The 25754-nt window shown below is 47.7% G+C and carries 22 protein-coding genes and 1 other RNA gene; 12 read left to right on the forward strand and 11 right to left on the reverse strand.

Features of this window, described 5'->3' with window-relative positions; translation table 11 throughout:
* Positions 1-99 precede the first annotated feature (99 nt).
* The 3 genes from BSZ32_RS20675 (at position 100) to BSZ32_RS17795 (ending at position 1747) form a co-directional block, all read left to right on the forward strand.
* On the forward strand, positions 100-408 hold the full coding sequence (locus BSZ32_RS20675; RefSeq protein ID WP_165788928.1) for a type II toxin-antitoxin system HigB family toxin: 309 nt from the start codon (positions 100-102) through the stop codon (positions 406-408).
* Positions 405-830, forward strand: a complete 426-nt coding sequence (locus tag BSZ32_RS17790; protein WP_129589825.1) for a helix-turn-helix domain-containing protein — start codon at positions 405-407, stop codon at positions 828-830. The genes BSZ32_RS20675 and BSZ32_RS17790 overlap by 4 nt, the downstream gene beginning before the upstream one ends.
* A 218-nt stretch (positions 831-1048) precedes the next feature.
* Complete coding sequence (locus tag BSZ32_RS17795) at positions 1049-1747, forward strand: spermidine synthase family protein (RefSeq protein WP_105044659.1); 699 nt, start codon at positions 1049-1051, stop codon at positions 1745-1747.
* Between the two features lie 35 nt (positions 1748-1782).
* Here the strand turns inward: BSZ32_RS17795 and BSZ32_RS17800 are convergent, their stop codons facing one another.
* The 4 genes from BSZ32_RS17800 to BSZ32_RS17815 form a co-directional block, all read right to left on the reverse strand.
* Positions 1783-2340: a molecular chaperone TorD family protein gene (locus BSZ32_RS17800; protein WP_165788929.1), complete on the reverse strand. Its 558-nt coding sequence runs from the start codon at positions 2338-2340 to the stop codon at positions 1783-1785.
* Positions 2315-4996, reverse strand: a complete 2682-nt coding sequence (locus BSZ32_RS17805) for a molybdopterin-containing oxidoreductase family protein (protein WP_105044661.1) — start codon at positions 4994-4996, stop codon at positions 2315-2317. Before BSZ32_RS17805 ends, BSZ32_RS17800 begins: the two co-directional genes overlap by 26 nt.
* Positions 4997-4999: 3 nt before the next feature.
* Positions 5000-5686 carry a 4Fe-4S dicluster domain-containing protein gene (locus BSZ32_RS17810; RefSeq protein ID WP_105044662.1) on the reverse strand — a complete coding sequence of 229 codons (687 nt, stop codon included), beginning with the start codon at positions 5684-5686 and terminating at the stop codon, positions 5000-5002.
* Positions 5687-5778: 92 nt separating this feature from the next.
* Entirely contained in the window at positions 5779-6414 is a 636-nt protein-coding gene (locus tag BSZ32_RS17815) for a hypothetical protein (protein ID WP_129589826.1), read from the reverse strand.
* Between the two features lie 261 nt (positions 6415-6675).
* Between BSZ32_RS17815 and lepA the strand changes: the two genes are divergently transcribed.
* Positions 6676-8475 (forward strand): translation elongation factor 4, encoded by a 1800-nt coding sequence (lepA, locus tag BSZ32_RS17820; RefSeq protein ID WP_105044664.1) that lies wholly within the window; start codon positions 6676-6678, stop codon positions 8473-8475.
* A 111-nt stretch (positions 8476-8586) separates the two neighbouring features.
* Entirely contained in the window at positions 8587-9267 is a 681-nt protein-coding gene (locus BSZ32_RS17825; protein WP_105044665.1) for a phospholipase D-like domain-containing protein, read from the forward strand.
* Here BSZ32_RS17825 and BSZ32_RS17830 read toward each other — a convergent pair.
* A complete protein-coding gene (locus tag BSZ32_RS17830) occupies positions 9241-10611 on the reverse strand; it encodes an AI-2E family transporter (protein WP_105044666.1) in 1371 nt (456 codons plus the stop codon). The genes BSZ32_RS17825 and BSZ32_RS17830 overlap by 27 nt on opposite strands.
* Positions 10612-10687: 76 nt before the next feature.
* On the opposite strand from BSZ32_RS17830, the gene BSZ32_RS17835 reads away from it, so the two are divergent.
* Positions 10688-11236 carry a glycosyltransferase gene (locus tag BSZ32_RS17835; protein ID WP_105044667.1) on the forward strand — a complete coding sequence of 183 codons (549 nt, stop codon included), beginning with the start codon at positions 10688-10690 and terminating at the stop codon, positions 11234-11236.
* Positions 11237-11368: 132 nt separating this feature from the next.
* Here the strand turns inward: BSZ32_RS17835 and BSZ32_RS17840 are convergent, their stop codons facing one another.
* The 5 genes from BSZ32_RS17840 to BSZ32_RS17860 form a co-directional block, all read right to left on the reverse strand.
* Positions 11369-12079: a YebC/PmpR family DNA-binding transcriptional regulator gene (locus BSZ32_RS17840; protein WP_105044668.1), complete on the reverse strand. Its 711-nt coding sequence runs from the start codon at positions 12077-12079 to the stop codon at positions 11369-11371.
* A gap of 500 nt (positions 12080-12579) precedes the next feature.
* Positions 12580-13518 (reverse strand): tRNA lysidine(34) synthetase TilS, encoded by a 939-nt coding sequence (gene tilS / locus BSZ32_RS17845; protein WP_105044669.1) that lies wholly within the window; start codon positions 13516-13518, stop codon positions 12580-12582.
* 36 nt (positions 13519-13554) lie between these two features.
* On the reverse strand, positions 13555-14109 hold the full coding sequence (locus BSZ32_RS17850; RefSeq protein WP_105044670.1) for a hypothetical protein: 555 nt from the start codon (positions 14107-14109) through the stop codon (positions 13555-13557).
* Between the two features lie 391 nt (positions 14110-14500).
* Positions 14501-16183, reverse strand: coding sequence for a 30S ribosomal protein S1 (locus BSZ32_RS17855; protein ID WP_105044671.1), 1683 nt, complete (start codon positions 16181-16183; stop codon positions 14501-14503).
* A gap of 303 nt (positions 16184-16486) precedes the next feature.
* Positions 16487-17557, reverse strand: a complete 1071-nt coding sequence (locus BSZ32_RS17860; protein WP_105044672.1) for a 6-phosphofructokinase — start codon at positions 17555-17557, stop codon at positions 16487-16489.
* A gap of 554 nt (positions 17558-18111) precedes the next feature.
* Here BSZ32_RS17860 and BSZ32_RS17865 point away from each other — a divergent pair.
* Both BSZ32_RS17865 and ssrA read left to right on the forward strand, forming a co-directional pair.
* Positions 18112-18513, forward strand: coding sequence for a Minf_1886 family protein (locus BSZ32_RS17865; RefSeq protein WP_165788930.1), 402 nt, complete (start codon positions 18112-18114; stop codon positions 18511-18513).
* Between the two features lie 148 nt (positions 18514-18661).
* Positions 18662-19017, forward strand: a transfer-messenger RNA (tmRNA) gene (gene ssrA, locus BSZ32_RS17870).
* Positions 19018-19332: 315 nt separating this feature from the next.
* Here the strand turns inward: ssrA and glgP are convergent.
* Positions 19333-21021: an alpha-glucan family phosphorylase gene (gene glgP, locus BSZ32_RS17875; protein ID WP_105044674.1), complete on the reverse strand. Its 1689-nt coding sequence runs from the start codon at positions 21019-21021 to the stop codon at positions 19333-19335.
* 345 nt (positions 21022-21366) lie between these two features.
* Here glgP and BSZ32_RS17880 point away from each other — a divergent pair, with 345 nt between their 5' ends.
* From BSZ32_RS17880 to BSZ32_RS17895, 4 genes are all read left to right on the forward strand, one after another.
* A complete protein-coding gene (locus tag BSZ32_RS17880) occupies positions 21367-22959 on the forward strand; it encodes an L-lactate permease (RefSeq protein ID WP_206018900.1) in 1593 nt (530 codons plus the stop codon).
* Between the two features lie 117 nt (positions 22960-23076).
* On the forward strand, positions 23077-24048 hold the full coding sequence (locus BSZ32_RS17885) for a DnaJ C-terminal domain-containing protein (RefSeq protein WP_105044675.1): 972 nt from the start codon (positions 23077-23079) through the stop codon (positions 24046-24048).
* 11 nt (positions 24049-24059) lie between these two features.
* Positions 24060-24389, forward strand: a complete 330-nt coding sequence (locus BSZ32_RS17890; protein WP_105044676.1) for a chaperone modulator CbpM — start codon at positions 24060-24062, stop codon at positions 24387-24389.
* Positions 24390-24543: 154 nt separating this feature from the next.
* Positions 24544-25191, forward strand: coding sequence for a DUF2238 domain-containing protein (locus BSZ32_RS17895; RefSeq protein WP_105044677.1), 648 nt, complete (start codon positions 24544-24546; stop codon positions 25189-25191).
* Positions 25192-25754: the final 563 nt, after the last annotated feature.

The following is a 25754-nucleotide window of genomic DNA, read 5'->3' on the forward strand; positions in this document are numbered from 1 at the left end:
GATTTCTTTAATTTAGATCAGAGAAAAATTCGCTTCCTTTCTCACTTCCGAGTGTTTTATACATTTGACTAAACTTAAAACGATACATATTGTATCCTAGTGAAATTGATAAAGGAGTCATTTCTTAAGACATGCACACCGACTAGCTCGAAAGCTGGGAAATGGCTAAAATCTTGGACTGCTGTGATCAAATACTCTGAATGGAAAAACATAAATGATCTCCAAAAGGTATACCCATCGGCTGGTTCTGTGAAAGTTGCAAGTGGCCGGTCCGTTTCCATTTTTAACGTCTGCGGTAATGATTACCGCTTAATAACTGCGATACACTACGATAAACAAAGAGTCTACACTCTAGAGTTTTTGCCGCACGCTGAGTATGACAAAAATAAATGGAAACAGAACTTATGAAGACTAATCAACTCACATCATTTAGCGATCTTCCCAAAAGCTACAGTAAGCTCTGTGAAACATTTCTGCCTCGGCCCATCCATGACCGAGTTGGTTATGAGAACACGGTCGAAGTAGCTGACAAGTTAGCAGGATTTGAAGATCTTATGACTGCTGGTCAAAATGATTATTTTGACCTTCTCTGTGATTTAATCGAGAAATACGAAACACAACAAATACCTCCAACAAATTTAAAAGCGGGAGAACTTTTACGGCATTTGGCTGAGGAGAATCAGCTCTCGGGAGTCGCTATTGCCAGAGCTCTAGGTAAATCTGATCAACTAGCTAGGCTAATCTTACGAGGCAAGCGGAGTATCACAGCAGAACACGCAATAAATCTAGGTAAATACTTTGGAATTCGACCTGACGCCTTTTTGGCGTGAAAACACGAGGCTCCTACGGTAACTCTCGTCGATGAAATTTGAATGATATCGCTAATAGTAGCGAGCTAAAATCGGATTATAAAAGAGAGTCGCTTCGGCCGGGAAGACTTAGTTGCTGGAGCTCCCCCTACTATTCATAACAATCTGTTTTAGAGGATAAATCCTACGCGACCACCTCTAGCCTTGTTGATTGCTCACTTTTAGTGAAGCCTGCGACCATGAAGCCTTACATAGATCTCGGTGAGTCAATAATGGCAGACGGAACAGTGTTCTCTCTGCACCAGCATGATAACGATTTTTATCTCAAATTCAACGGCTTCGAACTGATGAGCACGATCCAGACCTACTCTGAGGAAATGCTAGCCGACATTGGCTGCAAACACATTCTTCCTGACAAGAAAACCAGACCTGAGCACCCATCTGTGTTGATTGGTGGGCTGGGCTTAGGCTTCACACTCAAGCGTGCTCTGCAGCTGGTGGGTAAGCCTGCTACTGTCGAAGTTGCCGAACTGATGCCACCACTCATCGAGTGGAACCGCACGTTCTTGGTCGAGTACAATGGCCCACTGCTCGATGACCCCCGCACTAAAATCACTCAGGGAGACTTCTTCGATATCATCAATAGTAAATCCCCGGCTAGCTTTGATGTGCTGCTGATCGATATCGACAACACTCCCGACGATTTGATCACTGCTGGAAATTTCAGAATGTATTCCCCTGCTTTCCTTGCGAAGCTGAAGAGCATCCTGAAGCCCGGCGGATGCGTCACTTACTGGCTATCAGAACCAGCACCTAAGTTCAACAAACTGCTGGGTAAAGCTGGATTCAATGTCGAAGAACACGCTGCACGACCACACATCAAAGCCAAACGCTCAAGACATTGCATCTATGTTGCACGAGATAGCGCTAGAACCTAAAAGAGAGCCACCTTCGTATGACTCTTTTAGAATACTCACACTCTGAGGCTTTGTAAAAGTACTCCGGCTGCCCTGTAGATTGGCGATTCCACTTTCGCTAGTGAAGCGGCGAAGTTAGTCACCCATGAGTCTAGGGTGACTTGGTCAAATTCTTCAAGCTGCTCTGAATCTGTCTGACGGATCACTGCTGAGACATAGAGAATCAAAGAAATATGATCGTAGGCTAGATATTTGTAGGCTGGTGGGACTTTGATTTTCCATTCCGTCAGGAACTCTCGCACCACAGCATCCACCGACTCAGCAGTCACTTCGCCACCCAGCTCTAACCACGCCGCGGCTCGCGGAGCAGTGGTCGATTCGGGCATAATGAAGAGGTCGCAGAAATCGACAGCAGCGGATTCGAATTCATCGGCCGACCACTCTTTCTGGATATAATCACGGCATGCTGGTTCGATTTCGCATAACAGCTCTAACAAGTCAGGTTGACTTACTAACTGAAGGATAGACGCGTCAATTTCCCGACTGAGCACTTCACCAACCAGTAGAGTCAGACCAATTGTTTCTTCTTTAGATTTTTTCAATTTTACAGACATTGTCGTACCAGTTTTGACCACCCGTGAGTGGACATGGGTTGATTGGGAGCGCATCGTTGATATGGACACCGCCGCCAATCCCACCTTTTTTCTTAGACCACCAAACACCCTTTTTGAGGAGTTTGTCGGACGGGAATGCGCTTTCGTCAGTTTCAATACCAACAGCAGGAGCAGACTTTTCAGTCTCAGCGCGCGCCACCACACCATGCTCTGTGTGACCGACGTGGTGAGAGCACATCATTACCTTTTCATGCATTCCTTTGAGGAATCGGACATGGTTCTCAAACGAGCCAACGATGCCTTTCTCACCGCTACGGTAGGTGGCGCCTTTCGGGCGAAACACGGAGAGACGGACTGAATCGCCTTCTTTCAAATTGAGCTTTGCACCTGTACTCGGGTGCATGAATACTGGGTTGGTGTGAATGATCTCTGAGTTGTATTTCCAATGTGCTGAGCGTCCCTGCGTGTGGACGTTCCATTTGAATGTGGAGAAGATATAACGATCATCTGCTAGATCTTTGTGCTCGGGGACTGTGTCGTAAATAGCGATTGGGCTAGCATTGACATCGTCCATTGAGAGTCCGACAGCCTTGGCGGCTTCAGGCCACACTTCATCGTAGACTTGAATTCTACGGGTTGGCGTCGGGAAACCACGGACAGGCTTGCCGTCCATCATGATTCCCACAGTTTTGATTCCTTTTGATGTATCCTTCTTGATCAATCCATCTTTCACGACCGTGCCTTCCAGCTCTTCCGCTGTTAGGGGACGCTCGTAGAGCTCGTAGTCTTTCGGGCGTGTTGCATCTTGCCAGATTCCACGGCGTTTGAACTCTTCCCAACTGATTGGCAGGTTCTTGTACCATTCTTTGTAGAATTCTTCGATGTCATCGATGTCGAAATACTTCTCCATTCCCCCGCCCACTTTTTTGGCTAGATCTCGGAGAATTTCCTGCACCGACTTCGATTCCCCAGCCGCTTTCACCAATGGCTGGCGCACACCTGTGTATGGGATCAGCCCATAACAGTTCGTAGAATGGTGATCCCAACGTTCTAAGCTGGTTGCTTCAGGTAAAATAAGGTCGGCTAATGCCGCCTGTTCACCATAACCGATATCGATAGCCACGTGGTATGGAATGAGTTTTTCATCCATCAAGACATCGCGGGCGACCTTTGCCTCAGGGTAGCCGTATGCAGCTCCTAGAGTAAATGACATGTAGACACTGACCTTCTGTAGACCGTCACGAATGTAGGGGTAGACTAGTTGCCCGACGCGCATCTGGTACCAATGCCACGCGAGCGGGTACTCGCTGGGTGTTGCAAGTTCACCAAAGTACTTGTTCTTCCACTTGTCTGGGAAATTGTTCACACGGTCTTGGATCTTCTGCGGAAGCTTCTTGAAGGCGACCTCGTTGAACCCTTCTCCTATTCCCCAAGGCTTCGGGCCTTTCGGTTTTGGACCTGGCTGGGTGAGTTTCGGCAGACCTTCTTGGCCATATTTCCCACTCCATCCACTGCCACTCGATAGACAAAACCCACCAGGCTTGCCAACATTGCCGACCAGAACATCTAACATTCTGATTGCTCTATCAGACTGGACGCCATTGTAGTGCTTAGCTGAGCCACGGTTAGACATCGTGGTACAGGCTGGAGCAGCCTGAGCAAAATCGATAGCAATGCGCTCGATATCTTTTGCCGGCACACCTGAATGCTTTTCAGCCCACGCAGGCGTGTAGTCTTTCACCAATTTCCTGAGCTCGACGAGGCTGTAGTTCGCCCAGCGATTCCAGAATTTCTCGTCGTGTAAATTTTCTCTCAGAATGACATGGATCATGGCAAAGGCCACAGCTCCGTCGGTTCCCGGCATCACCGGGTGGTATTCTTCAGAGACTGAGGCTGTCGCAGAAGGGCGCACTTCGAAGGTCACCATTTTAGTTCCCTTGGTGTTTTGAGATTCACGCAGGCGGTGCATCATGTAGAGGCCACCTTGGTAGGCCTCCATTGGGTTCGCGCCAAAGTTCACCACGTACTTGGTATTTTCAAAATCTTGAGTCTCCCACTCGAAGTCGCGACCGTAGTAGCTCATCAATGGAGCACGTCGATTAGACGAACAAATAGAACGGCGGTTGAGTCGGTGCGGAGTTCCAAAGGCATTAGTGAATCGCTTCGTGTAGCCTTTGGTTTTATCGCGACCGTAATGGAAAACGAATTCCTCTGGAATGCCCTGCTCGCGAAGTGGTCGGAGTTTTGAAGCCACTTCGTCGAGAGCCTCATCCCATGACACCCGCTTCCACTTCCCTGCGCCCCTTGCACCCACGCGCTTCAGCGGGTAGAGCAAACGTTCTGGGTAGTAGGTGTACGAGATCATTCCCTGCGCCTTGGAGCAGTAATTCCCTTGGCTGTTAGGATCTAGCGGGTTGCCCTCAATCTTACGAACACGACCGTCCTGTACCCATCCGATAACGCCACAATGGTTCGTGCAACCAAAGCAAATTGTCGGAGTCGCTTTCGCCACGGTGTAATCAATTTTCCCTTTGACCAATCGCGCAATATCAATTTTGGCGGCATTGGCTGACGGGGCAAAGAGGCTCGGTAAAAGCCCGCTCGCTAGCGCGGTGGCTCCAACCTTGAGGAAAGAACGTCTTGATGAAATATGCATGTGCTAGAGGTTTTTAAGGTTGTTCTGCTCGTAGGTGATGTCCTCATCTTTCGGGTCGATCTGCACCCCAGTGTTGACCTTTTCCTCCATCCACTCTTCATGGCCAATATAGAAAACCGATGGCTTGGTGCCAGCACTCTCCTTCCACGGCTTTGCTCCTTTTGCTTTAATTTTCAGAGAAATTGGGTCGTTAGGGTCAGCTAGATCACCAAATTGAATCGCTTGGCTCGGGCAACTATCAGCACAGGCTGGCTCGAGACCGACCTCGGTTCTGTGGACACAGAAATCACACTTTTCAGCGACTTCTTTTTCTTCGTTGATAAAGATAGCACCGTATGGACAAGCCTTCACACAATCGCGGTCAAGGTCACATTTGTTTTCACGTATGATCACACGACCATCATCCATCCGGGCAATCGCATTGTTACCACACGCATCCAGACATGGCGCATCTTCACAGTGCATGCACATCATCGGAGCAAAGGCTATCGTGGGTTTGTCAGGTCGTTCCAGATAGCGCACACGCATACGAAATGCGCCAAGTGGTACTTCATGCTCGGTCTTACAACTCACGCTGCAGGAATGGCAACCCACACAACGATCGAGATCTAGCAGCATTCCTACTTTCTTTTTCGTCGCTTTATATTCCGACCCAACTCTCTCCCAAGGCAATTTTAGTTTCTCCGTCATCGCAAAATATACAGTTTTCAGTTTATGTAGGACAGAACAACGGATTTTACAGTCTTGGGCAATCAGCAATTAGCATAAGCTTAAAAAAATTCCTAATCAGATCTAACAGCCTTAAGAAACTCTACCGCCTTAGGGTCAAGACTGACCCTTCCTAGTTTTTGCTGATTGGTATGCGCTCCTTGTAGAATCGAGACCGAGTCATACTTTTTCCCAGTCCCATTATAGTTTATACTCGATGAAGCAGTATTGATTTTATTGATCGCTGTGTGAGGAGGAATACGCGATGGCGGCACCCAGATGGACCGATAGGTATTCACAGGAATCACGTTGCCTTTGCCGTCTGAAATATACTCAACAAAAGGAACCTCATCCCAGTACCCTGGAATCACACGCATTGGAAAATTACTTTCCTCAATCGCGATATTGGTCGTCACTCCACTGCTAAAAAAATGTGTCTTACCATCCAGAACGCTCAGCTCAGCCGCTCTGACGGTCACAAAATAGGCACAGGAGCTTTGGTCTGGTTCGTTGTAACCCATAAACCTTACACTGTGTCCACCGTTGGGCAGTTTCTTATCGCTATATCCACCCCATTTTCCCGATGTCCCCTGCCAAGGCTTTTGCGGCACCTTCGTTTGAGCCTGATAAAACCTCTGAGCGGGTGAACAGGAAACGAGGAACAAAAGCATCCCTCCAAAGGTGACAACTGCCAGCGACTTCAAATTCATGTCCAAATTCCTAACATAGGATGCAACTCTTGAAAACGTCTCAAATGCCTCAGCACCAATCCAGATAATCAAATCATCCGCTAATATTTCTCCATCCAGATGACACAACTGAGCTAAATCTCACAAATACAGAGGTAAATCACTGAAAATTGACACTTTTTCCTGTAAAATCACACGATCTTGGATTCTCTTTCCTTCACACACTTTCTGAAGCGCGCTGGCATCTAAGCAGCGGACTTCAATCAAACCATTCATTGAGATATGTCCATCGAGCTCACACGCAACTTTTCCATCATTGCCCACATTGATCACGGCAAGACCACACTCTCAGATCGACTACTAGAGTTCACGCAAACTGTTGCTCAGCGCGATCAGCAAGCCCAGCACCTGGATTCCATGGATCTCGAACGCGAGCGCGGTATCACGATCAAGTCACACCCAGTGACTATGAGTTACCCAGCTAAAGATGGTAAGGTCTACCAACTGAACCTACTCGACACTCCCGGTCACGTTGACTTCTCCTACGAGGTTTCCCGCTCACTCGCAGCCTGTGAGGGAGCTATCCTCATCGTCGATGCTGCTCAGGGTGTGGAAGCTCAGACGATGGCAAACCTCCACCTTGCCAACGAGCAAGATCTGCAGATTGTCCCAGTCATCAATAAAATCGACCTCCCCTCTTGCGATCTACCGAAAGTGCACAAACAGCTCGAAGACATCATCTGTATCCCAGCGGAAGAGGCCATTCCAGCATCCGCTAAAACTGGTGTTGGTATCGAGGACATCCTCGAAGCTATCGTTGAGCGCATTCCCCCTCCGACGCATTTCAATGACGACGGATTGCTTCGTGCCTCTGTTTTCGACTCACTCTATGATAACTTCCGCGGAGTAGTTTCCTACGTGCGCGTGATGTCTGGCAGCATGAAGCGCGGCACAAGAATCAAACTTTTTCACACTTCAAATTCCTACGAAATCAAAGAAGTGGGAGTCTTCACCCCATCCATGACCAAGCGCGACATTCTCGTCGCTGGTGATGTGGGCTACGTGATCGCCAACATGAAATCTGCCAGTGAAGTGAAGATCGGTGACACAATGACCGAATCCAACAAACCCTGCAAAGACCCTCTCCCAGGTTTCAAAGTGATCCAGCCAATGGTATTCTCAGGAATCTACCCAGTGGACACTTCCGACTACGAAGCACTCAAAGTAGCCGTAGCAAAACTTCAGATCAACGATGCTGCCTTCACCTTCATGGCTGAGTCCTCAGTAGCTCTGGGCTTCGGCTTCCGCTGTGGCTTCCTCGGACTTCTCCATATGGAAATTATCCAGGAGCGCCTCCGCCGTGAGTTCAACATGGACATCATCTCCACCTACCCTTCTGTTATCTATGAGGTAACAAAGACGAGTGGTGAAGATGTCATCGTCGACAACCCATGCATGCTTCCAGATGCACAGCAGATCCAAGAGATCCGCGAGCCAATGGTACGCGTTTTCATCATGACTCCCGGTGATCACATCGGTGACCTGATGAAACTCATCATGGAGAAGCGTGGTATGATGGAAAACACAGAGACCATTGACGACATGCGTGTCATGCTCACCTGCGTACTGCCGCTTTCTGAAATTCTCGTCGACTTCAACGACCGCCTCAAGTCCATGACAAAAGGCTATGGCTCGATGGACTATGAGCACAACGGCTACCGCCCAGAGAAGATGGTGAAAATGGACATCATGATTGCTGGTGAGCCAGTGGATGCCTTTTCTACTATCGTTCACCGTGACAAAGCTGAAAGCTATGGTCGTAAGCTCTGTGAAAAGCTTAAAGAAGTGATCCCTCGCCAACTTTTCGTGGTTGCCATCCAAGCGGCTATCGGCGGCAAGATCATCGCTCGCGCTTCCATCTCAGCGATGAGTAAGAACGTGACTGCTAAGTGTTACGGTGGTGACATTTCCCGTAAGCGTAAACTTCTTGAGAAGCAGAAGAAGGGTAAAGCAAAGATGAAGTCCATCGGTAAAGTGAATATCCCACAGGACGCCTTCATCCGCGTTCTCAAGAACGACTAATATTCTATCGTGGTGCAACCGCCTCGGTCGCTCTAACATCTATAGCAAAGCGACTATTTTCCGACTCTATCGAGAAGTCTTTAAAGTGAGCGAGACGCTCACACTACTTTTATGCTCTCACCCACTGACATCGAACAAGTCCTCGCAGATTCTCTGGAGGATTTTTCCATCTCTCGCTCCGAGCGTAAAGAACTCAAGGAGCTGCTCAATACCATTCAGGGCAATGCTTCCGAACAAGCGAAAGTCCGCCAACTCGCCTTCCGACTCGCGGCTCAAGTGATTGGCGAGATTGGCGAACTCGCTGCCATGGACTGGCTCCAGAGCGTCATCAAGCTTCTCTACTCGAAAGAATCGACAGTCAAATCCTCGGCCTATTTCAGCCCGAGCGAAGACTGCCTCCACCGCATTCAGCGTTTCATACGCGAAGCTCAGACCACGCTCGACATCTGCGTCTTCACCATCACGGACAACCGTATTGTGGATAAGATCATTGAAGCGCACCAACGCGGCGTGAAGGTTCGCGTCATTTCTGACGACGACAAATCCGAAGACCTTGGCTCAGACTACGATTATCTCGACAGCAAAGGGATTGACTGTGTGCACGATAAAACATCGGCACACATGCACCACAAATTTGCCATAGCAGATGGCGTAAAATTACTCAATGGAAGCTACAACTGGACGCGCTCAGCCTGTACTTCTAATAACGAGAATATTGCCATTACCAATCACAAACCTTTGGTTCAGCAATTCGAAAAAGAGTTCCTAAGACTCTGGAAACATCTTCGATAGCTTGCTTGTATCTTCGGAAAGTTTCTGACGCTTTTCTTCGGCTTCGTGTGATTGAGCCACAGCATCCATGAGCATCTGTTCATCGCTAATGCCTTCCGTATTTCTGTCTTCTTTACTGATCGCAACGGCGATCCAGCGGAAGTCAGCACTGTTATCCATAGCCACCTTGACAAGCATGGTCAGAGGCACAGCAAGAAGCATCCCAATTGGCCCCCAAATCCAACCCCAGAATATCACTGAGATCACCACAACTAAGGTGGAGAGTCCAAAGCGACGCCCCAGTAAAGTAGGCTCAAGGAAGTTACCTAGGAGTCCGTTGATCACAAGGTAACCACCCGCAACGATCACCGCATGCTTCCAGTCGCCAGTAACGAGCAAGGAAAGTAACACTGGAGGAATCCCCGCAATCACAGAACCAATCGCTGGTATATAGTTGAGTGCAAAAGCTAGGATACCCCACAGTAGTGGGAACTCCAAACCTACCGACCAGCAAAGCACTCCGGCTAAAAATCCAGTAAGTAAACTCACTAAGGTTTTGATCCCCAAATAGCGCTGGATATCTTTAGTTGCGCTCAGCATACGTTGAATATTTGGGCCTCGGGCCTCACAAATAGCATTGAAACGGCGACCGAACATCCGTGCCTCACTCAACATAAATACCGTCAATAACATCACGATGAAAGTGGTGCCTAGGAAAGACACTAGTTTACCAAGGAAATCTGTACCCAACTGGACCACCTTGTTGACACTTAGATACTTTAAAAGCTCTTCGGTAAGAAGATCTATGGCTGGTCGGGTAGCTACGGCTGATCCAGTGACCGCCTCAATACCTTCAGTGACAGCCATATCGCTTTCACTATGAGGCTCCAGAACAACTGGATCAACTTCTCTCGTACTCAGAGGTTCCACATCCAAACTAACGGCTGAGTCTTCCGTGTCATCACCAATGGTCACCATCCCCCATTGATCCATAAACTCAGACGTGTTGTCAGCTAACTGGGTGACACGCTCTTTCGTGAGATCATAGTACTTACTCTCCCACTTACTCTGAAGCTCGCCGATCAACATGATGCAGAGCAAAACAACACCAGCTAGGAAAGCAAAATCTACAAGCACTGTGATAAAAACCGCCAGCGCTCGCGGCACACGATGCTCGCGCAACCAATGAGTGATGGGAAAACTAACAGTCGCGATAAAAAATGCCAACAATACAGGTACCACAAATTCAGCCGACGCTTTCGCCCCTGCTATAACGAGAACAACACTAGCCAGAACGATTAAGATCTTTGATGCTTCTGCTCCTTTAGCTGCTTTCACAACTTTCTTTTGCTCTTTTTGACCCATGAATTTGAAGGAATGCTACCAAATCACTGGCAACAACCCGAGACTACGCTAGTTTGATAAAAACAACAATCGATTCATGCCCTCCATTGAAAAAAAGTATGACATGCCCAGCATCGCAGTCATCATCCCCACATTCAATGAGTCAGACTTCATTGACAAGTGCCTCCTGCAGCCTGCTCTACAAGACTTTAATCAAGTCATTGTCGTGGATGGAGGCAGCACTGACGACACTCGCGAAAAGCTCAGAGCATTGCCAAAATTGACTCTGCTAAACTGCGAGGTAACCAACCGTGCAGCTCAAATGAATCTCGGCGCAGATGCTAACACCTGCGATCTGCTACTCTTCCTCCACGCCGACACCTTGCTACCAGCCAATACAGCCCAGCTACTACGTAAACAATTCCACAACGGAAAAAAATGCGGCTGCTTCAACCGACAATTCACACCTGCGAGTGTCTTGCTCGATTTCACCAGCGAGATGGCCTACTGGCGCAGCGACTTTTCTTTTGGAGCTATGGTGACCAAGCTCTATTTTTCTCTAAAGAATTATTCCAACAACTTTCAGGCTATCGTAACCTGTGCAGTTTCGAAGACCTCGACATTTGCCTGCGTGCAAAACGAGTGAGCAAACACTGTGTCATCGACACCCCGATACAAACAAGCGCCCGCAGATTTGCGGACGCTCCTTTGAAAGTATTATTCAAAGATTTTGCTTTGAGTCTGAGATACCTAACAGGTTGGTATCGTCCACGATGAACTAACCTATGTTAGTAAAGACGTTCAGTACGTCCTCATCGTCTTCCAGTTTATCGATAAGAACATCGATCTCAGTCATCTGTTCTTCAGTAAACTCGACTAGGTTGTTCGCTATACGTTCAGGAGCTGCCTTTGTAATCTCGACACCGAGTTCTTCTACTGCTTTAGAAAGTGACCCAAAACTAGTAAATTCGCCAAATACGATCGCTTCGTTACCTTCAGCTTCAATCTCTTCTAGTCCGTGATCGATAAGCTCCAACTCAGCTTCCTCAATATCAAATCCTTCTGGAGTGGTGAACTGAACCACAGCTTTACGAGTAAACATGAACTCCAAACCACCTGTTGGAAGGAGACCACCACCATTCTTATTGAACGTGGTACGGATGTTAGAAAAGGTACGAGTGTTATTATCAGTAGCGCACTCAACCCAAAGTAAAACTCCATGTGGACCTTTACCTTCATAGTTGATCTCAGTGTAGTTGACCGCATCTTTAGCAGTCGCACGCGCGATCGCTTTGTCGATGTTGTCCTTGGGCATATTCTCGGCCTTCGCTGTAGCAATCGCAGCACGGAGCTTGGCATTCATTTCAGGATCATCACCGCCCTCTTTAGCTGCCATAGTGATTGATTTACCTAACTTAGGAAACAACTTGGACATCTTGTCCCAGCGTTTCTCCTTTGCTCCTCTTCTGATTTCAAATGCGCGTCCCATAATATTCTATAAAATTTTTGTGCCCTATTGCTGACGCCATCCGACAGCTAATTCAAGTGTATAATGCCATTTGAGCAGTTAGATTGCCTAAATGGCTCTGAGGATTTTGAACTCTAGCAAGGCGCAAGGTAGGAATAGAGTAACCTGCGCGGCGAAGCCCTCCTTGGCGAATGAGCGAGCTATGTCACTGACGCTTAACGTTGCTAGCATTTGAAGGCTCAGAGCCCACTCTACTGTTAAAAAACCTACAAACCCATCATTCCGACAATATAACTGGGAGGATGCTATAAGCCAGAGACTGGATGAAACTTGGAACTGGAGCGGCTCAAGTGTCAGCCAACAACAGATTTCACAGGTTAGACTGATTTCTTAATAAAATTATTCTGACTAACCCAACTCTATGAGTACTCATTGGGATTCAAACTGAGAACACCTTCAGCAGAGAACTTCAGTAATATAAATCTGTCTAATCTGCGGTCTAGAAAAACTCACTTCCTCGGCTATTGTTGAATAAACAATCGCTGCTCTTTTCGCCTCAGCCATCTGCCTCCTGGTAGATTACATTTTGCGGCAGCGACGGTATCACAGACAAGAAGACACTCAGCGATCAAACTGCGGCTTAAATCAGGAACTTTGTGGGTTTTTAGGAATTGAAACATGACCGCCTGCTGCAGAACTACATCAAGCTCAAGTAAGGCGGGCAAGAAGATACGGCCCTGAGGGTCTAAAAATTGTTCTAGGACAACTTCACTAGCTAGATAGTCGCTTTGCTCCATGCTCACTTCAGCCGCACCATTGACAGCGGGTACCACCTCACGTCGCATAATTTCTACGAGTAAAGGCATCACTTCATGACGAATACGATTCCGCACCGTAAAAGCCTCAGCGTTACTCGCATCCTCTCGGTACTCTAAACCGCGTGATTTTACGTAGTCATTAATCTCGGAGCGCCTAACCTCTAACAAAGGTCGAACAACCTTAAGAACACATTCATCCACTGTCACGGTATTCTCAAATCGAATCCCTTTAAGGCCGCTAGATCCCCGCAATAGATTGAAGAGCACAGTCTCAGCCTGATCATCGGCATGGTGCCCTAACAGCACACCTGCAGCTGAATGCTTCTGGATCGCCCTCACGTAGACAGCATGTCTAGCCTCGCGAGCCACCACCTCTAGCCCCTTTTTCTCAGACTCCATCAGACCAATCACATCCACTGCCTCACCATAAAATGCGAGTCCATACTTCTGCGCCAATTGCTCAACAAATTCAGCATCGCCATTCGATGCCTTAGCCCGTAGCTGATGGTTCACATGCACTACCACTAAATTCTTAAATCCATCCTGGACCAAATAATCTAACAAAACCACAGAGTCGCGCCCACCAGAAACCCCCACTAACCATGATTGGTTAGTGTCGAGTCGCTCTAAAAAATGTTGCATTTTTTTAACCACAGATTTAGCCGGTTATAAGATCTTCTACTTGGTTAGCCTCTTAAGAACTAGTGGCTCCTTATACTTAAAGAGTCCTTTTTCAATTTTCAAAACTTCTACAATTTCTTTCGGAGAGCTCGTAAGGGCCACATCTGTAGAGTGTTTCCCATGAGTCACCTTGGCTGTCAGTTTCTTCTGCTTAATAAGCTCCTCAAAACGCTCCGTATCAGGAACCCAAACAACTAAGTTTTCTTCACTGACTATACACTGAACAAGTTTATAACTTGAAACATCTTCTTCGTCCTCATGTTGTAAAGACAGATACAAATCATCCCCCACTTGCGTCACTATAAACGACTGCCTCTCCACTTCAAATTGACCACTCTCATCATCCCATTCTAACCTAGCTAAATGCCCAACTCCCTTAGAGTTGAAGTTCACTTTACAGCTACCACCCTCAACTTCCCACTCACCTACTAGCTCTCCCCGTTGATCTTCGGTCGTATTATTGGGCAAGGGCTTATTCATTGATACTGACGAACACGAAACGATCATCAATGCCACTAGCGCTCCTGTGAGTTTCAGTAATTTTTTCATCATATCAAATATCTGTCTAATGCGCGTAATCTGCGGCTAGAAAAAACTATCTCAGCCCCTAGAGTTACTATACTCGGAGGTTATCTAGGTTGAAGCCTGCGGCGCTCGACAGAATGAACAGAATTTTACAAAATTAACCAATGAAAAACAAAACTCTTGGGATATTTCAGAGAGGATTCAGAATTTTGGCCTTTTTCTTAGCTTAATCTTTTGAGAAATTCTGCGGGATTTAGTTAATTCTTCATGAAAAACCCCTAGTTTAGTGACCCTGCCCCCCCCCAGTCTGAACACTTAAAACTGCCTGACTGTAAACTCACTAGCTCGCCTAGGGTAAAACAAAAAAGCGCTCTGGGAAAACCCAGAACGCTTTGTGATTGATTCCTTGCGGAAGGTCTTAGTCCTCTGAAGGGCTCCACTCTTCGCCAGAAGCGAGATTGAATGCCTGTTCGAGTCCAACCATTTCGCTGGAAGGCTTGAGTGTCTCGAATGACTTTGACTCCTTGCGAAGATCGTCTTCTGAGTAGGACACTGCCTTGATGGAAAGACCGATGCGACGCTCGACCTTGTCCACCTTGATAACGCGTGCTTCCACGTCGTCAGTAACCTTAAGTACGTCCTTGACGCGCTCAACATGCTCTTCAGATAGCTGAGAGATGTGGATGAGACCATCGATATCGTCCTGGAGGTTAACAAACGCACCGAATGATGCAATCTTAGCCACCTGGCCTTTAACGAGATCACCAACCTTGAACTTATCGTCAATGTTAGACCATGGATCGTTTTCAGCTTGCTTAACACCGAGGGAAACACGCTGGTTTTCCTTATCGATGGAAAGAACAATAGCTTCCACTTCGTCGCCCTTCTTGAGGACTTCAGATGGGTGGTTGATCTTACGTGTCCAAGAAAGGTCGGATACGTGGATCATGCCGTCAATGCCTTCTTCAAGACCGACGAATGCACCGTAAGTAGTGAGGTTACGCACTGCGCCTGTGATGCGCTGACCAATTGGGTAGCGAGCTTCGATCGCATCCCATGGGTTCTCTTCGAGCTGGCGAACTCCGAGGGAGATCTTCTGCTCTTCGATTGAGATACCAAGCACAACTGCTGTGATTTCCTGACCGAGTTCGAGAACGTCTGATGGACGTGTGATACGCTTGACCCAAGAGAGCTCAGAAACGTGAACGAGACCTTCTACGCCGCGCTCGATTTCAACGAATGCACCGTATGGAAGAAGCTTAGTGACCTTACCTTTAACCTCTTGGCTGATTGGGTACTTAGCTTCGATGTCTGCCCATGGGTTATCGAGCATCTGCTTGATACCGAGGGAAACACGCTCTTTCTCACGATCAACATCGAGGATCTGAACCTCAATTGACTGACCGATGTGAACCATCTCAGATGGGTGTGAGATACGCCCCCATGACATGTCAGTGATGTGAAGGAGACCGTCCATTCCCTGGAGATCTACAAACGCACCGAAGTCAGTGATGTTCTTCACGAGACCTTCAACCTTGTCACCAACAGTAACTGTCTGAAGGAACTGTTGACGGAGTTCCGCGCGCTCAGCTTCGATAACCTCACGACGTGAAAGAACGATATTCTTACGCTCGTCGTTAACCTTAACGATCTTGAATTCGAAAACTTTACCTACGTATTCAGTGAGATCCTTAGGTGGGATGATGTCAACCTGTGAACCTGGAAGGAATGCTTCCACGCCAACGTTAACCATGAGACCGCCTTTAACAACGCTCTTAACCTTACCTTTAACCAGACCACCGTCTTCGTAAACTTTGACGATCTTTTCCCAGTTCTGCTTGTGTGCAGCTTTTTCCTTGGAAAGAACGACCATGCCAGCGTCATCCTCAAGCTTCATGAGGAGGACTTCTACACCGTCACCTACTTCGATTTCTTCGTCTTCGAATTCCGCTGTTGGAATAGCGCCTTCTGACTTGTAACCGATGTCTACGAGGATTACCTGTGGACGGATGTCGATGATAGTACCATTGACGATGGTACCTTCTTTAAATTCACGGAACTTTGAATCGATCAAGTCCGAGAGTTCAGCATTAATGCTCATTTATTGTTTTGTTTATGATTATTGATTCACCATTCTTCCTGTATTGCCCTAGAAAATGCGACTCGGAACCTAGGGCTCCAACATCCGAATCGCCGGAAGATGATGATCATTTCCTCTCATTAGTGAGAGAGCGCAAAAGGTAAGACTACTCGCACTCATAGCAAGCAGAATAAACATAACTCACGCATTATTTATGCGATTTTTCAGGTAACTATGCCCGTTCTAGCCAAATCCCTCCCTCAACTGACAAATTTAATCTAACTAATGCCACTTAGATTTGCCCTGTTTTCTGCTCCAAACCACCTAGTCACCAAGGCTGATGCCTATCGCTCTGGCGGTATGAACAACTTCCCCATTGGGGTCGACGGTACGGACTTTGTGCACCGCCTCCTCAATCGTAACCGAGCCAACATGATAGGCTTGGTAACTCACCATACTTCCAAACTTTTTCTGCTGGGCCAACTCAACTGCTTTGACACCAAATCTTGCCCCAAGAATACGATCCAGACTCGTAGGCTGACCGCCACGCTGGAGGTGACCCAGAGTACAGGCGCGTGTCTCTTTCCCCGTCAGCTCAGCGATCCGATCGGCAATCACCTCACCTATTCCGCCCAAGCGGACACTATTCTCCCCCTTACCCTTAGTGATGAGATCACCATCCGGAAGGCGAGCCCCCTCTGCCACAACTATCATGGTGCTGTAGCTCCCCCTTGCCTCACGTTCTTCGATCACTGCTGCGACCTTCTCCAAACTAAAGTCAATCTCCGGTATCAGCACCACATCTGCACCTCCGGCTATCCCGCCCCACAGAGCAATCCATCCAGCGTTGCGCCCCATCACTTCCACCACCATTACGCGTTTATGGCTCACTGCCGTGGTGTGCAGACGATCCAAGGCATCGACTACACAAGAAACCGCGCTATCAAAACCGAAGGTCATCGCCGTGGCCTGCAGATCATTATCAATCGTCTTAGGCACGCCAATCACCGGAATCCCAGCATTATAGAGATGCAGTGCCGTCCCTAATGAACCTTCACCACCGACAACGATAAGCGCCTCGATCTCTAGCCCATCAAGGGTTTCACGAGTCAGATCGACCACTGTACCAGCAATCTCCTCTAAATTAACCAAGCCAAGCTTGGCGGCAAAGTGCCTCTTGTTAGTCGTTCCTAAAATTGTCCCACCTAACTTTAAAATCCCAACAGTATCTGTCAAACCCAGTTGCATATAGTCACCTGGTGGAATCAGCCCTTCGAATCCATCGCGGAAGCCAATTACTTCCATTCCCAGTTTTGAGGCAGCCCCGACAACCCCGTGAATCACCGCATTCAGTCCGGGACAATCCCCTCCACTATTCAAAATACCGATTCGCATGAGCGAAACATAGCAAAGCGATTCAAGATTGCAAAAGGTCTGTACGATAATTTGAGATTCAGCCAAATCAGTCCACTTTATTCCCTGTTTGCCAATACCTTCTGAACCTTTTTATCAAGTTATTCACAATCAGTCTTAACATTTTGAGATGTTCAAGATCAAACGGTTGTCCAAATTCAACCAGAAAGCCTATCTCACACCAATCTCCGCTAGAGATCTAATCGTGGAATAACCTCATCACGGCATCCACCCGAGGGAATTAGGACCTAAATAGATTAACTATCAGTAACTTACTATAATTTAAAACTAGCTGTAGATTATTTGAACATAAAAAAATCACACAAAATCCTGATCTCCACAAAAAGTCCAAATAACGGTTGATCGCAAATTTACAGCTAAAATTGAACCAACTCCCCCCCCTCATTGGTGAACAAATCTGAGCCCTTCACAAGTTATTCACAATTTGAGTGCGCGTTATTAACAAGCTCTACACATCCGAAGAAATCCAAAGCTTTCTCTTGCATCCTCCCCTAGAGAATTCCAAGCTCATAGCCATGCAATCAATGCATTTTGACCAAGCTCTCTACAATATCCACAAGCGTGATCCACGATTTGCTCCCGACGCGTACGCGTTTCTTAAGCAAGCTCTCGACTACACAATCACTGAGCACACTAAAAAGGATCCTGATATGTCACAACACGTCACGGCTAAAGAATTGCTCGATGGCTTCAGAAAGTTAGCCATTGGCGAATATGGACCGATGGCCTCCACCTTATTCGCCGAGTGGGGAATCCAATCCTGCACTCACGTTGGCGATATGGTTTTCAACCTAATCGAAGAAGGAATGTTCGGTAAACAGGACAGCGACAACCGAAACGACTTTGCCGATGCCTACGACTTCCACGACGTCTTCATTCTCCCCTATCTGCCCAAATCATCTGCAATTAATTTCTGATTTGTGAATTCCTAATTCAAAACCCCCTCGGTCCAATAAACCGTCATCTTTTCGGTTGCATTTCACCGATACCTGTGCAAACAATCATTTGCTGCTACTATTAACGTATTGGCGAAGTAAAATGGCATCTGCTATCATAAAATGATGTGGGGGCGTTTTGGTTTCGACTGGATGTTGGAAGGCCTGTTGCATGTAGAGGTTGATCAGCTGGCCTCTTAAAAAGCCGATCAAAACAAATAATTGCAGACTCTAACGAGCTCGCACTCGCTGCTTAATTGCCAGTGACGCCTGAACCCTGACGCCTATTACGGGGGATCGCGACTACTTAATAGGCTGGCTTGAAGATCGGGTTTCCGGGTTCGATAGTAAGACTAAACAGGAAAATCGGATAAGAGTATGTGGCTGACGGACTTGCTCTTTCTTAAAAAACTCTGACAGCTAAACATGTAGACGCTTGCCTGAAAGGCATTTAGGACAGGGGTTCAACTCCCCTCGCCTCCACCATTTTATTGGGCTCAGGATAACTCCTGAGCCCTTTATTTGTAGAGAGATTCAAGGGGGTGCTCAACACAGCAGAATCTAGAGACCTATCTCGTGATCCCATGCAATCTTCGAGAAGTCCAGCAGCCTCCCAGCCACGGAGCCATCCTTTAGTCTTGTAAGCCCTGTAAGCCTCATCATCGCCTCACTGGCTGCTGGGCGGACCACTGGAAGCGGGTGGCAATGCACCTCTCTAGCTGTATTCCCCACACCCGTGGTGATGATCCAAAGAAGGTTGACCGCTAATTGAAGATGCGAACTACTGGCGGTAACCGAAGCCTACAAAAAATAGGCTCTCGCTAGATACTGTAGCATCATTCTTTGGGTGTTAAAGAACGAGCCGTTCAGGGCAATAGCATGCCGCATAATATTAATAAATTCATGCCGTCGTTCACAATAGAGCGGAACAATCTGCTGCTCTAACTTTTCATACAAAGAACGTGCATCTCTACCCCCACTGGGGCATTCGATAGCCCAGCCTGTGACGCCCTCGACACATCCTTCGATCCACCAACCATCTAACACACTAAGACTCGGCACACCGTTCAGAGCCGCCTTCATACCACTAGTGCCTGATGCTTCCATCGGAGGCTGAGGTGTATTCAGCCAGACATCCACACCACTCACTAAATACTTAGCGAGCTTCATATCGTAGTTTTCAAGATAGACGATCTTGATTCCATGCTCGGCAAAGTCCGCCCGCATTCGGATAATATCCTGAATAAAAAACTTCCCCAGATCATCTCCTGGATGCGCTTTCCCCGCGAAAACTAACTGCAAGCCACCAGCTTTTTTTGCGATTTCAAAAAGCCATTCCTTGTTTTCGAAAAGGAGCTTCGGCCGCTTGTAAGAAGTCGCGCGCCTGGCAAATCCGAGAGTCAAGACATCTAAAGAAAATTGCTCCCCCGTCTCATTCACGATATAGTCACAAAGGTCATTTTTTGCAGCCTGGTGTGCCCGCCAAAGATCATCATCAGGGATGCTTAGTGATGAACGCATGTTGAAATTGTCCAGCTTCCAATCAGGAATCCATTTCTCGAACAAACTCTGCATTGACTGACATACCCAAGTACCCGCATGCACGCCATTGGTTATCGAATCGATCTCATGGTCCGCAAACATCAACCGCGACACCTCAGCATGGCGTTTTGCGACACCATTCACATAATGGCTCAGATTCAGTGCCAGATATGTCATATTCAGACAGTCAGTGGCACACTTCACTGGTTCAAACAAATCCCTCCTCTTAAAGAATGCCTCATGGTGTCCCAACACCTTTCTCGCCATCTCTAACGAAAACTGATCGTGCCCTGCAGGAACAGGAGTATGGGTAGTAAAAACACATTTCCTCCTCACTGCATGCAGCATTGCATCATCAATTTCCTCCGATCCCCGGAGACTCATTTCCTCATCCAGTAATTCGAGCCCGAGAAAAGCGGAATGTCCTTCATTCATGTGAAAGCGAGCCAATTGCTCATATCCCAAAGCACGCAACATCCTGACGCCTCCGATCCCCAAAACTGCCTCCTGACAAATCCGAAAGTAATGATCACCAAGATATAAGCGATCAGTCAAATGACGATCCCACTCACTATTCTCCTCAACATCTGTATCTAACAAATAGACTGGTATATTATCTCCCATCTGCCCTTCGATCTCATAGCGCCAGCAACGCACCCAAACTTCACGCTCATCTAGAGTGAGCTTCACCCTTGGTTCCATTGGTGTGAGATATTTCTCTATATCCCAAGGATCCTCCTCCTCGAATTGCCAACCACTATCATCTAGTCGTTGTCGGAAATACCCCTTCCTGTGCAGCAAAGTCACCGCACACACTGGCAACCTCAAATCAGCCCCAGCACGTAAGGTGTCCCCAGCTAAAATACCCAACCCACCTGCATACGTCGGGATCTCAGCATCTAGAGCAATCTCCATCGAGAAGTAAGCAATTTTCCGTAAAGTCTCCATAATCTGTCATTATCTTTCCCGCACAAATCAGAATAGTTCAAGATCAACCCGTCTGCATCTAAATTTTAGCGCAAAATACGCACAGCCAATCACAAAGCTCGCAGAGAACGGCAGTCATTCAACGATTACAGCTCAAGCTACTAATAATGCGCTCTTCTTCAATATAGATCAAGATAACCAACCTCTTAGCTTGTAGAGCAGACTCCCAGGTGCGCGAAGAGGCATCCCAGATCCGCTTAAAGAATTGGTCCATCAGCTTCTCGAAGGGGAAAGACTTCCCTATCGTGACTTCCTAGCAGTTCTGTGGTATGAATCATTTTTAACCTGGAAAATTCACCCCATCTGATGCCCTTCGTGAACTTAATATTCGCCGCTGGCCCGATTCTTCTCCTCATCTTCTGGATGACTAAGAAGCAACCAGTGCCCTCTGCAAAAGCTCTTCCTCTAGCAGCTTTGGTTGCCTACCTTATCGCCTTCACTTGGTTTAGTCAGGATTCACAGCTAATTCATGCGTCAGTCATTTCTGGACTTCTCGTTGCCCTCACTCCCATTCTCATTGTTTGGAGTGCCGTTTTCTTTTTTCACACCATGGAAGAAACGGGAGCTATGGCCACCATTCGCAGCTGGCTGAATCACCTCTCGGGGAACAGGGTAGCACAAGTTGTCATCATTGCCTGGTCCTTCCAATTTCTCATCGAAGGCGCCAGCGGCTTCGGCACCCCCGCCGCCCTCGCCGGCCCGTTGCTAGTAGGTCTGGGCTTTCCGGCGCTCCGAGTCGCTGCAGCCTGCCTCATCCTCAATACCGTGCCAGTCTCTTTTGGAGCAGTAGGCACTCCCGTTTGGTTCGGGTTTGGTCAACTAGGCCTCACTCCTGTAGAGCTTCGAGAAGTTGCTTGGAAAACTTCACTGATTCATACTGTCGCGGCCTGTATCATCCCGCTGTTTGCTCTGCGGCTACTGCTCGACTGGCAAGAGATTAAGAAAAACAGCCTATTCATCTATCTAGCGATTGGAGCCAGCGTGATTCCCATGTTTTTGTTCTCCCTGATCAACAGCGAATTCCCCTCGGTTGTTGGAGGACTCATCGGACTACTCACAACGGTATGGCTTGCCAGTCGCGGCGTTGGCCTAACAAAAGAAAAAGAAATACTGGGAGAGCACCCCACCACACGAGCCGTGACCAAAGCTCTTTTTCCTCTCTGGGCAACCGTGCTCATTCTGCTCATCACCCGCATTCCTCAGCTTGGAATTCGGGGGTACCTCTCCGCCTCAGAGCCAGCTTGGCATTTACCACTCGGAAACTTGGGTGACTTCGCAGTGAGCCAGTCACTAGTCATCAGTCTAACAGACATTCTTGGAACACAAACGAGCTGGGATCATCCCCTTCTCTTTGTCCCCTCTTTCATTCCCTTCATCCTAGTAGCCCTGCTCTCGATCCCTGTGTTGGGCGCATCATGGGACATTCCGCTTAAAGTCTGGCGAGAGTCAACCCAACGTATACGCCATCCGGCCTACGCCCTGCTAGGTGCTCTAGTGCTAGTGAAACTTCTTATGATGGGCGACGCCTCCTCTCCAGTGATGATCATTGGCCACCATCTCTCACTCATAGCTGGATCTTCGTGGCCTGCTTTTGCGTCCTATCTTGGCAGCCTCGGATCATTTTTTGCAGGATCTAGTACCATCTCGAACCTCACCTTCGGCCCCATTCAGCAAGATATCGCAAAAGAATTACATCTGAATCAAACTACCATCCTCGCACTGCAGTCTGTTGGTGGGGCGATGGGGAACATGATCGCGATCCATAACATTGTAGCCGTTTCATCGGTCTTAAACATTGCCAACCAGGAAGGAGCCATTCTTCGAAAAACCATCCTTCCCATGCTTCTATATGGGCTCATCGCAGCCCTAACAGGCGGACTCATCTTCGCCTTCGGCTAACAATCCTCGTTGCCAACGAGAACGGTCTAGCAGGATCTACCTCCCGTCACCCACAACCCCACTAGCACAAAACAACTCATTGCCAGTGAATACATGAACAGGTAGAATGGAGATTGTATGGAATTCCGCGACTACTACGAAATCCTAGGTATCCCTAAAGATGCTAGCCAAGATGAAATCCGAAAAAAGTTCAGAAAACTCGCGCGCAAGTACCACCCAGACGTAGCAAAAGTCAAACAAGGTTCTGAAACTAAGTTTAAAGAAATAAACGAAGCTTACGAAGTTCTAGGTGATCCTGAGAAACGTAAAAAATACGACGCCTTAGGTCCAAACTGGAATCAAGCATCTGCTCCCAACTCCGAAGATTCTTATTATGGAGCATCTGGCTCAGATGACTATGAATACCAATTTAAAGGCACGGGGTTCAGTGACTTTTTTGAACAAATGTTCGGAGCTGGAGCGCGGTCAGGAGGTGGCAGCTACAGCAGGTTCACCAGTGACCCGAACCATGGACAACGCGCAGCCACGGCTAGCCAAGACGCGTATGCCGACATCCTTGTAAGCCTTGAAGAGGTCATGAATGGAGCCGAACGCACGCTACAGCTAAAACAAATCAACCGAGCCACGGGGCAAATCGAAATTAAATCAACCCGCATCCGAATCCCCAAGGGAATCTCTGAAGGCCAACTCGTCCGTTGTGCTGGCCTAGGAAGCCCAAGCATCAATGGAGGACCTCCAGGCGACTTATTTCTCAATGTCAAACTGGAGAAACACCCCTACTTTCAAGCGATCGATTCTGACCTTTACTATCACCTTTCACTTGCCCCTTGGGAAGCAGTCTTAGGAGCTGAAGTCACCGTCAAATCCCTAGAATCTCCCGTAAAAATAAAAATACCCCCACTTACGGAAAATGGCACTGAGCTGCGTATAAAAAACAAAGGCCTCCCTAGTGGCTCCAGTGGATCCCATGGTGACCTATACGCCGTGATACATATCGCCACACCTACCCAAACCTCTGAACAAGAAAATGACCAGTGGAGAAAACTAGCAGAAGTCTCCAGCTTCAACCCACGCAATCCTGAAAACTAACTCGCCAAGCTATGATGACCTATCAATACCAACTCACATGTATTTCTGAATCCGAGCAAAATAGAGTATCTCTAAGTGATCTAGAAGAAGCAGCCGAGCTATGCGACCTGCATCCTGAAATGATTGAAGAGTTTCTCAGAGGCAGGCTCGTACACGCCTTTAAAAACAAGCAAGGCAACATCTACTTTGATTCATCAGGTGTGTCTCGGCTCCGCCACATTGCTTACCTCCGTGAGCATGAGCAGATCAAATTCCGCACCATACGCTACATCACCAGCCTGCTCGACAGCCTAGAGGCCCGTGAAAAGGAACTTCACGAGCTACGGGAACGACTCAGATGAGATTGCATTTACGAGCTCGACGCCAACCTAGCAATTCTTGTCACTTGTGGCTGAACAGGAATAAAAACAATCCTCTAGAAATCACGTCTGAGCCAATTGCCCATGCTCCGTCCATGCTGACGCATTATTGATACAAAATATAGATTTACCCTCAATGACCCTAAAAATTCCACACAACTTAAGGCTACTAGCCACCTTTACAACCTGCTACATCATTGCTGCCGCTATCAGCGCAAAAATGACCAACAATAGTGAGTTCGTTTTTTACCTAGGGGTGATGATCGTCATGATCACGGGAGCGATGTTCATCCATCATCGCGTCAGATTTCCGCTTCACCTACTATGGTGCCTCTCTATCTGGGGGCTACTCCACATGATCGGAGGCATGGTTCCAGTCCCCGATTCTTGGCAAACCACTGGACACATTAGTGTCGTTTATAGTCTCTGGTTGATCCCAAATTATTTAAGGTATGATCAGCTCATTCATGCTTATGGTTTCGGAGTGACCACATGGCTCTGCTGGGAATGTCTCTCCCATATTGTAAAATGTTATACCGATACAAACCTCGCTCCGACCGTTGGAGCTCTCACTCTTTGTGTGTTTGCCGGCACTGGACTAGGAGCACTGAATGAAGTCATCGAATTCATGGCCACACTCCTATTTGAGGAAACAAACGTCGGCGACTACAATAACATGAGCTGGGATCTGGTTTTCAACCTCTTCGGCAGTATTATCGTTGCGGTGATTATTCGCAGAAAGAAATCAGCCGACCTGCGGATTCTAACTAAAATCATCACGTAACCTGCCTACGTATAATACCATTTGAATTGTTAGAGTGGATTAAGGCGATGAGAGTAGCAAGGCGGCAGGAAGACGCATAGCGAGCTATGCAACTGACAACGGACGAAGCTAATCTCGCTGTATTGTTTCGCCCTCTCCAAATCAGCTCTACTGCAAATACAAAGAATAAGAGTACAACTATTGATCCAGTATAACTGTGAAGATGGTATAAGCTTACCGGAGCGGCCCTGGCCCAAGAAAGCAAACTCAAGCATGTTTTATCCTATCTGGTGATCTGGCGAGGAAAGAAGACACTACACGACAATTTTTTCATCCAGAATTACCAGGATTTCTAAAATAGGTTTCTGCTGCATCAAAGCTCACCATGCAAGAGTCAACAGCCACTCTCTCCTTGGACTGCTGGGGCTTGACACAGCTTTGTGGCGGGGGCGGCTTGACGCGCGCGGTAGCAGGATCACCCAGAATATAACCACTCCCCTAGCTCTCAAATCACACAATCAGCAACAGGCTTCATCCTATCGGTCGGAACACGGAACACGGAACACGGAACACGGAACACGGAA

The sequence above is a fragment of the Rubritalea profundi genome (assembly GCF_002954445.1).
GTDB lineage: Bacteria > Verrucomicrobiota > Verrucomicrobiia > Verrucomicrobiales > Akkermansiaceae > Rubritalea > Rubritalea profundi.

What these genes read in the sequence shown, in the direction of transcription:
- tilS (WP_105044669.1), bottom strand. Translation starts at nt 13,518, where the DNA reads ATGCAACATTTTTTAGAGCGACTCGACACTAACCAATCATGGTTAGTG.
- BSZ32_RS17835 (WP_105044667.1), top strand. Translation starts at nt 10,688, where the DNA reads ATGCCCTCCATTGAAAAAAAGTATGACATGCCCAGCATCGCAGTCATC.
- BSZ32_RS17885 (WP_105044675.1), top strand. Translation starts at nt 23,077, where the DNA reads ATGGAATTCCGCGACTACTACGAAATCCTAGGTATCCCTAAAGATGCT.
- BSZ32_RS17800 (WP_165788929.1), bottom strand. Translation starts at nt 2,340, where the DNA reads ATGTCTGTAAAATTGAAAAAATCTAAAGAAGAAACAATTGGTCTGACT.
- BSZ32_RS17795 (WP_105044659.1), top strand. Translation starts at nt 1,049, where the DNA reads ATGAAGCCTTACATAGATCTCGGTGAGTCAATAATGGCAGACGGAACA.
- BSZ32_RS17805 (WP_105044661.1), bottom strand. Translation starts at nt 4,996, where the DNA reads ATGCATATTTCATCAAGACGTTCTTTCCTCAAGGTTGGAGCCACCGCG.
- BSZ32_RS17880 (WP_206018900.1), top strand. Translation starts at nt 21,367, where the DNA reads ATGCCCTTCGTGAACTTAATATTCGCCGCTGGCCCGATTCTTCTCCTC.
- BSZ32_RS17830 (WP_105044666.1), bottom strand. Translation starts at nt 10,611, where the DNA reads ATGGGTCAAAAAGAGCAAAAGAAAGTTGTGAAAGCAGCTAAAGGAGCA.
- BSZ32_RS17895 (WP_105044677.1), top strand. Translation starts at nt 24,544, where the DNA reads ATGACCCTAAAAATTCCACACAACTTAAGGCTACTAGCCACCTTTACA.
- BSZ32_RS17855 (WP_105044671.1), bottom strand. Translation starts at nt 16,183, where the DNA reads ATGAGCATTAATGCTGAACTCTCGGACTTGATCGATTCAAAGTTCCGT.
- BSZ32_RS17860 (WP_105044672.1), bottom strand. Translation starts at nt 17,557, where the DNA reads ATGCGAATCGGTATTTTGAATAGTGGAGGGGATTGTCCCGGACTGAAT.
- BSZ32_RS17825 (WP_105044665.1), top strand. Translation starts at nt 8,587, where the DNA reads ATGCTCTCACCCACTGACATCGAACAAGTCCTCGCAGATTCTCTGGAG.
- BSZ32_RS17840 (WP_105044668.1), bottom strand. Translation starts at nt 12,079, where the DNA reads ATGGGACGCGCATTTGAAATCAGAAGAGGAGCAAAGGAGAAACGCTGG.
- BSZ32_RS17865 (WP_165788930.1), top strand. Translation starts at nt 18,112, where the DNA reads ATGCAATCAATGCATTTTGACCAAGCTCTCTACAATATCCACAAGCGT.
- lepA (WP_105044664.1), top strand. Translation starts at nt 6,676, where the DNA reads ATGTCCATCGAGCTCACACGCAACTTTTCCATCATTGCCCACATTGAT.
- BSZ32_RS17890 (WP_105044676.1), top strand. Translation starts at nt 24,060, where the DNA reads ATGATGACCTATCAATACCAACTCACATGTATTTCTGAATCCGAGCAA.
- glgP (WP_105044674.1), bottom strand. Translation starts at nt 21,021, where the DNA reads ATGGAGACTTTACGGAAAATTGCTTACTTCTCGATGGAGATTGCTCTA.
- BSZ32_RS17850 (WP_105044670.1), bottom strand. Translation starts at nt 14,109, where the DNA reads ATGATGAAAAAATTACTGAAACTCACAGGAGCGCTAGTGGCATTGATG.
- BSZ32_RS17810 (WP_105044662.1), bottom strand. Translation starts at nt 5,686, where the DNA reads ATGACGGAGAAACTAAAATTGCCTTGGGAGAGAGTTGGGTCGGAATAT.
- BSZ32_RS17790 (WP_129589825.1), top strand. Translation starts at nt 405, where the DNA reads ATGAAGACTAATCAACTCACATCATTTAGCGATCTTCCCAAAAGCTAC.
- BSZ32_RS17815 (WP_129589826.1), bottom strand. Translation starts at nt 6,414, where the DNA reads ATGAATTTGAAGTCGCTGGCAGTTGTCACCTTTGGAGGGATGCTTTTG.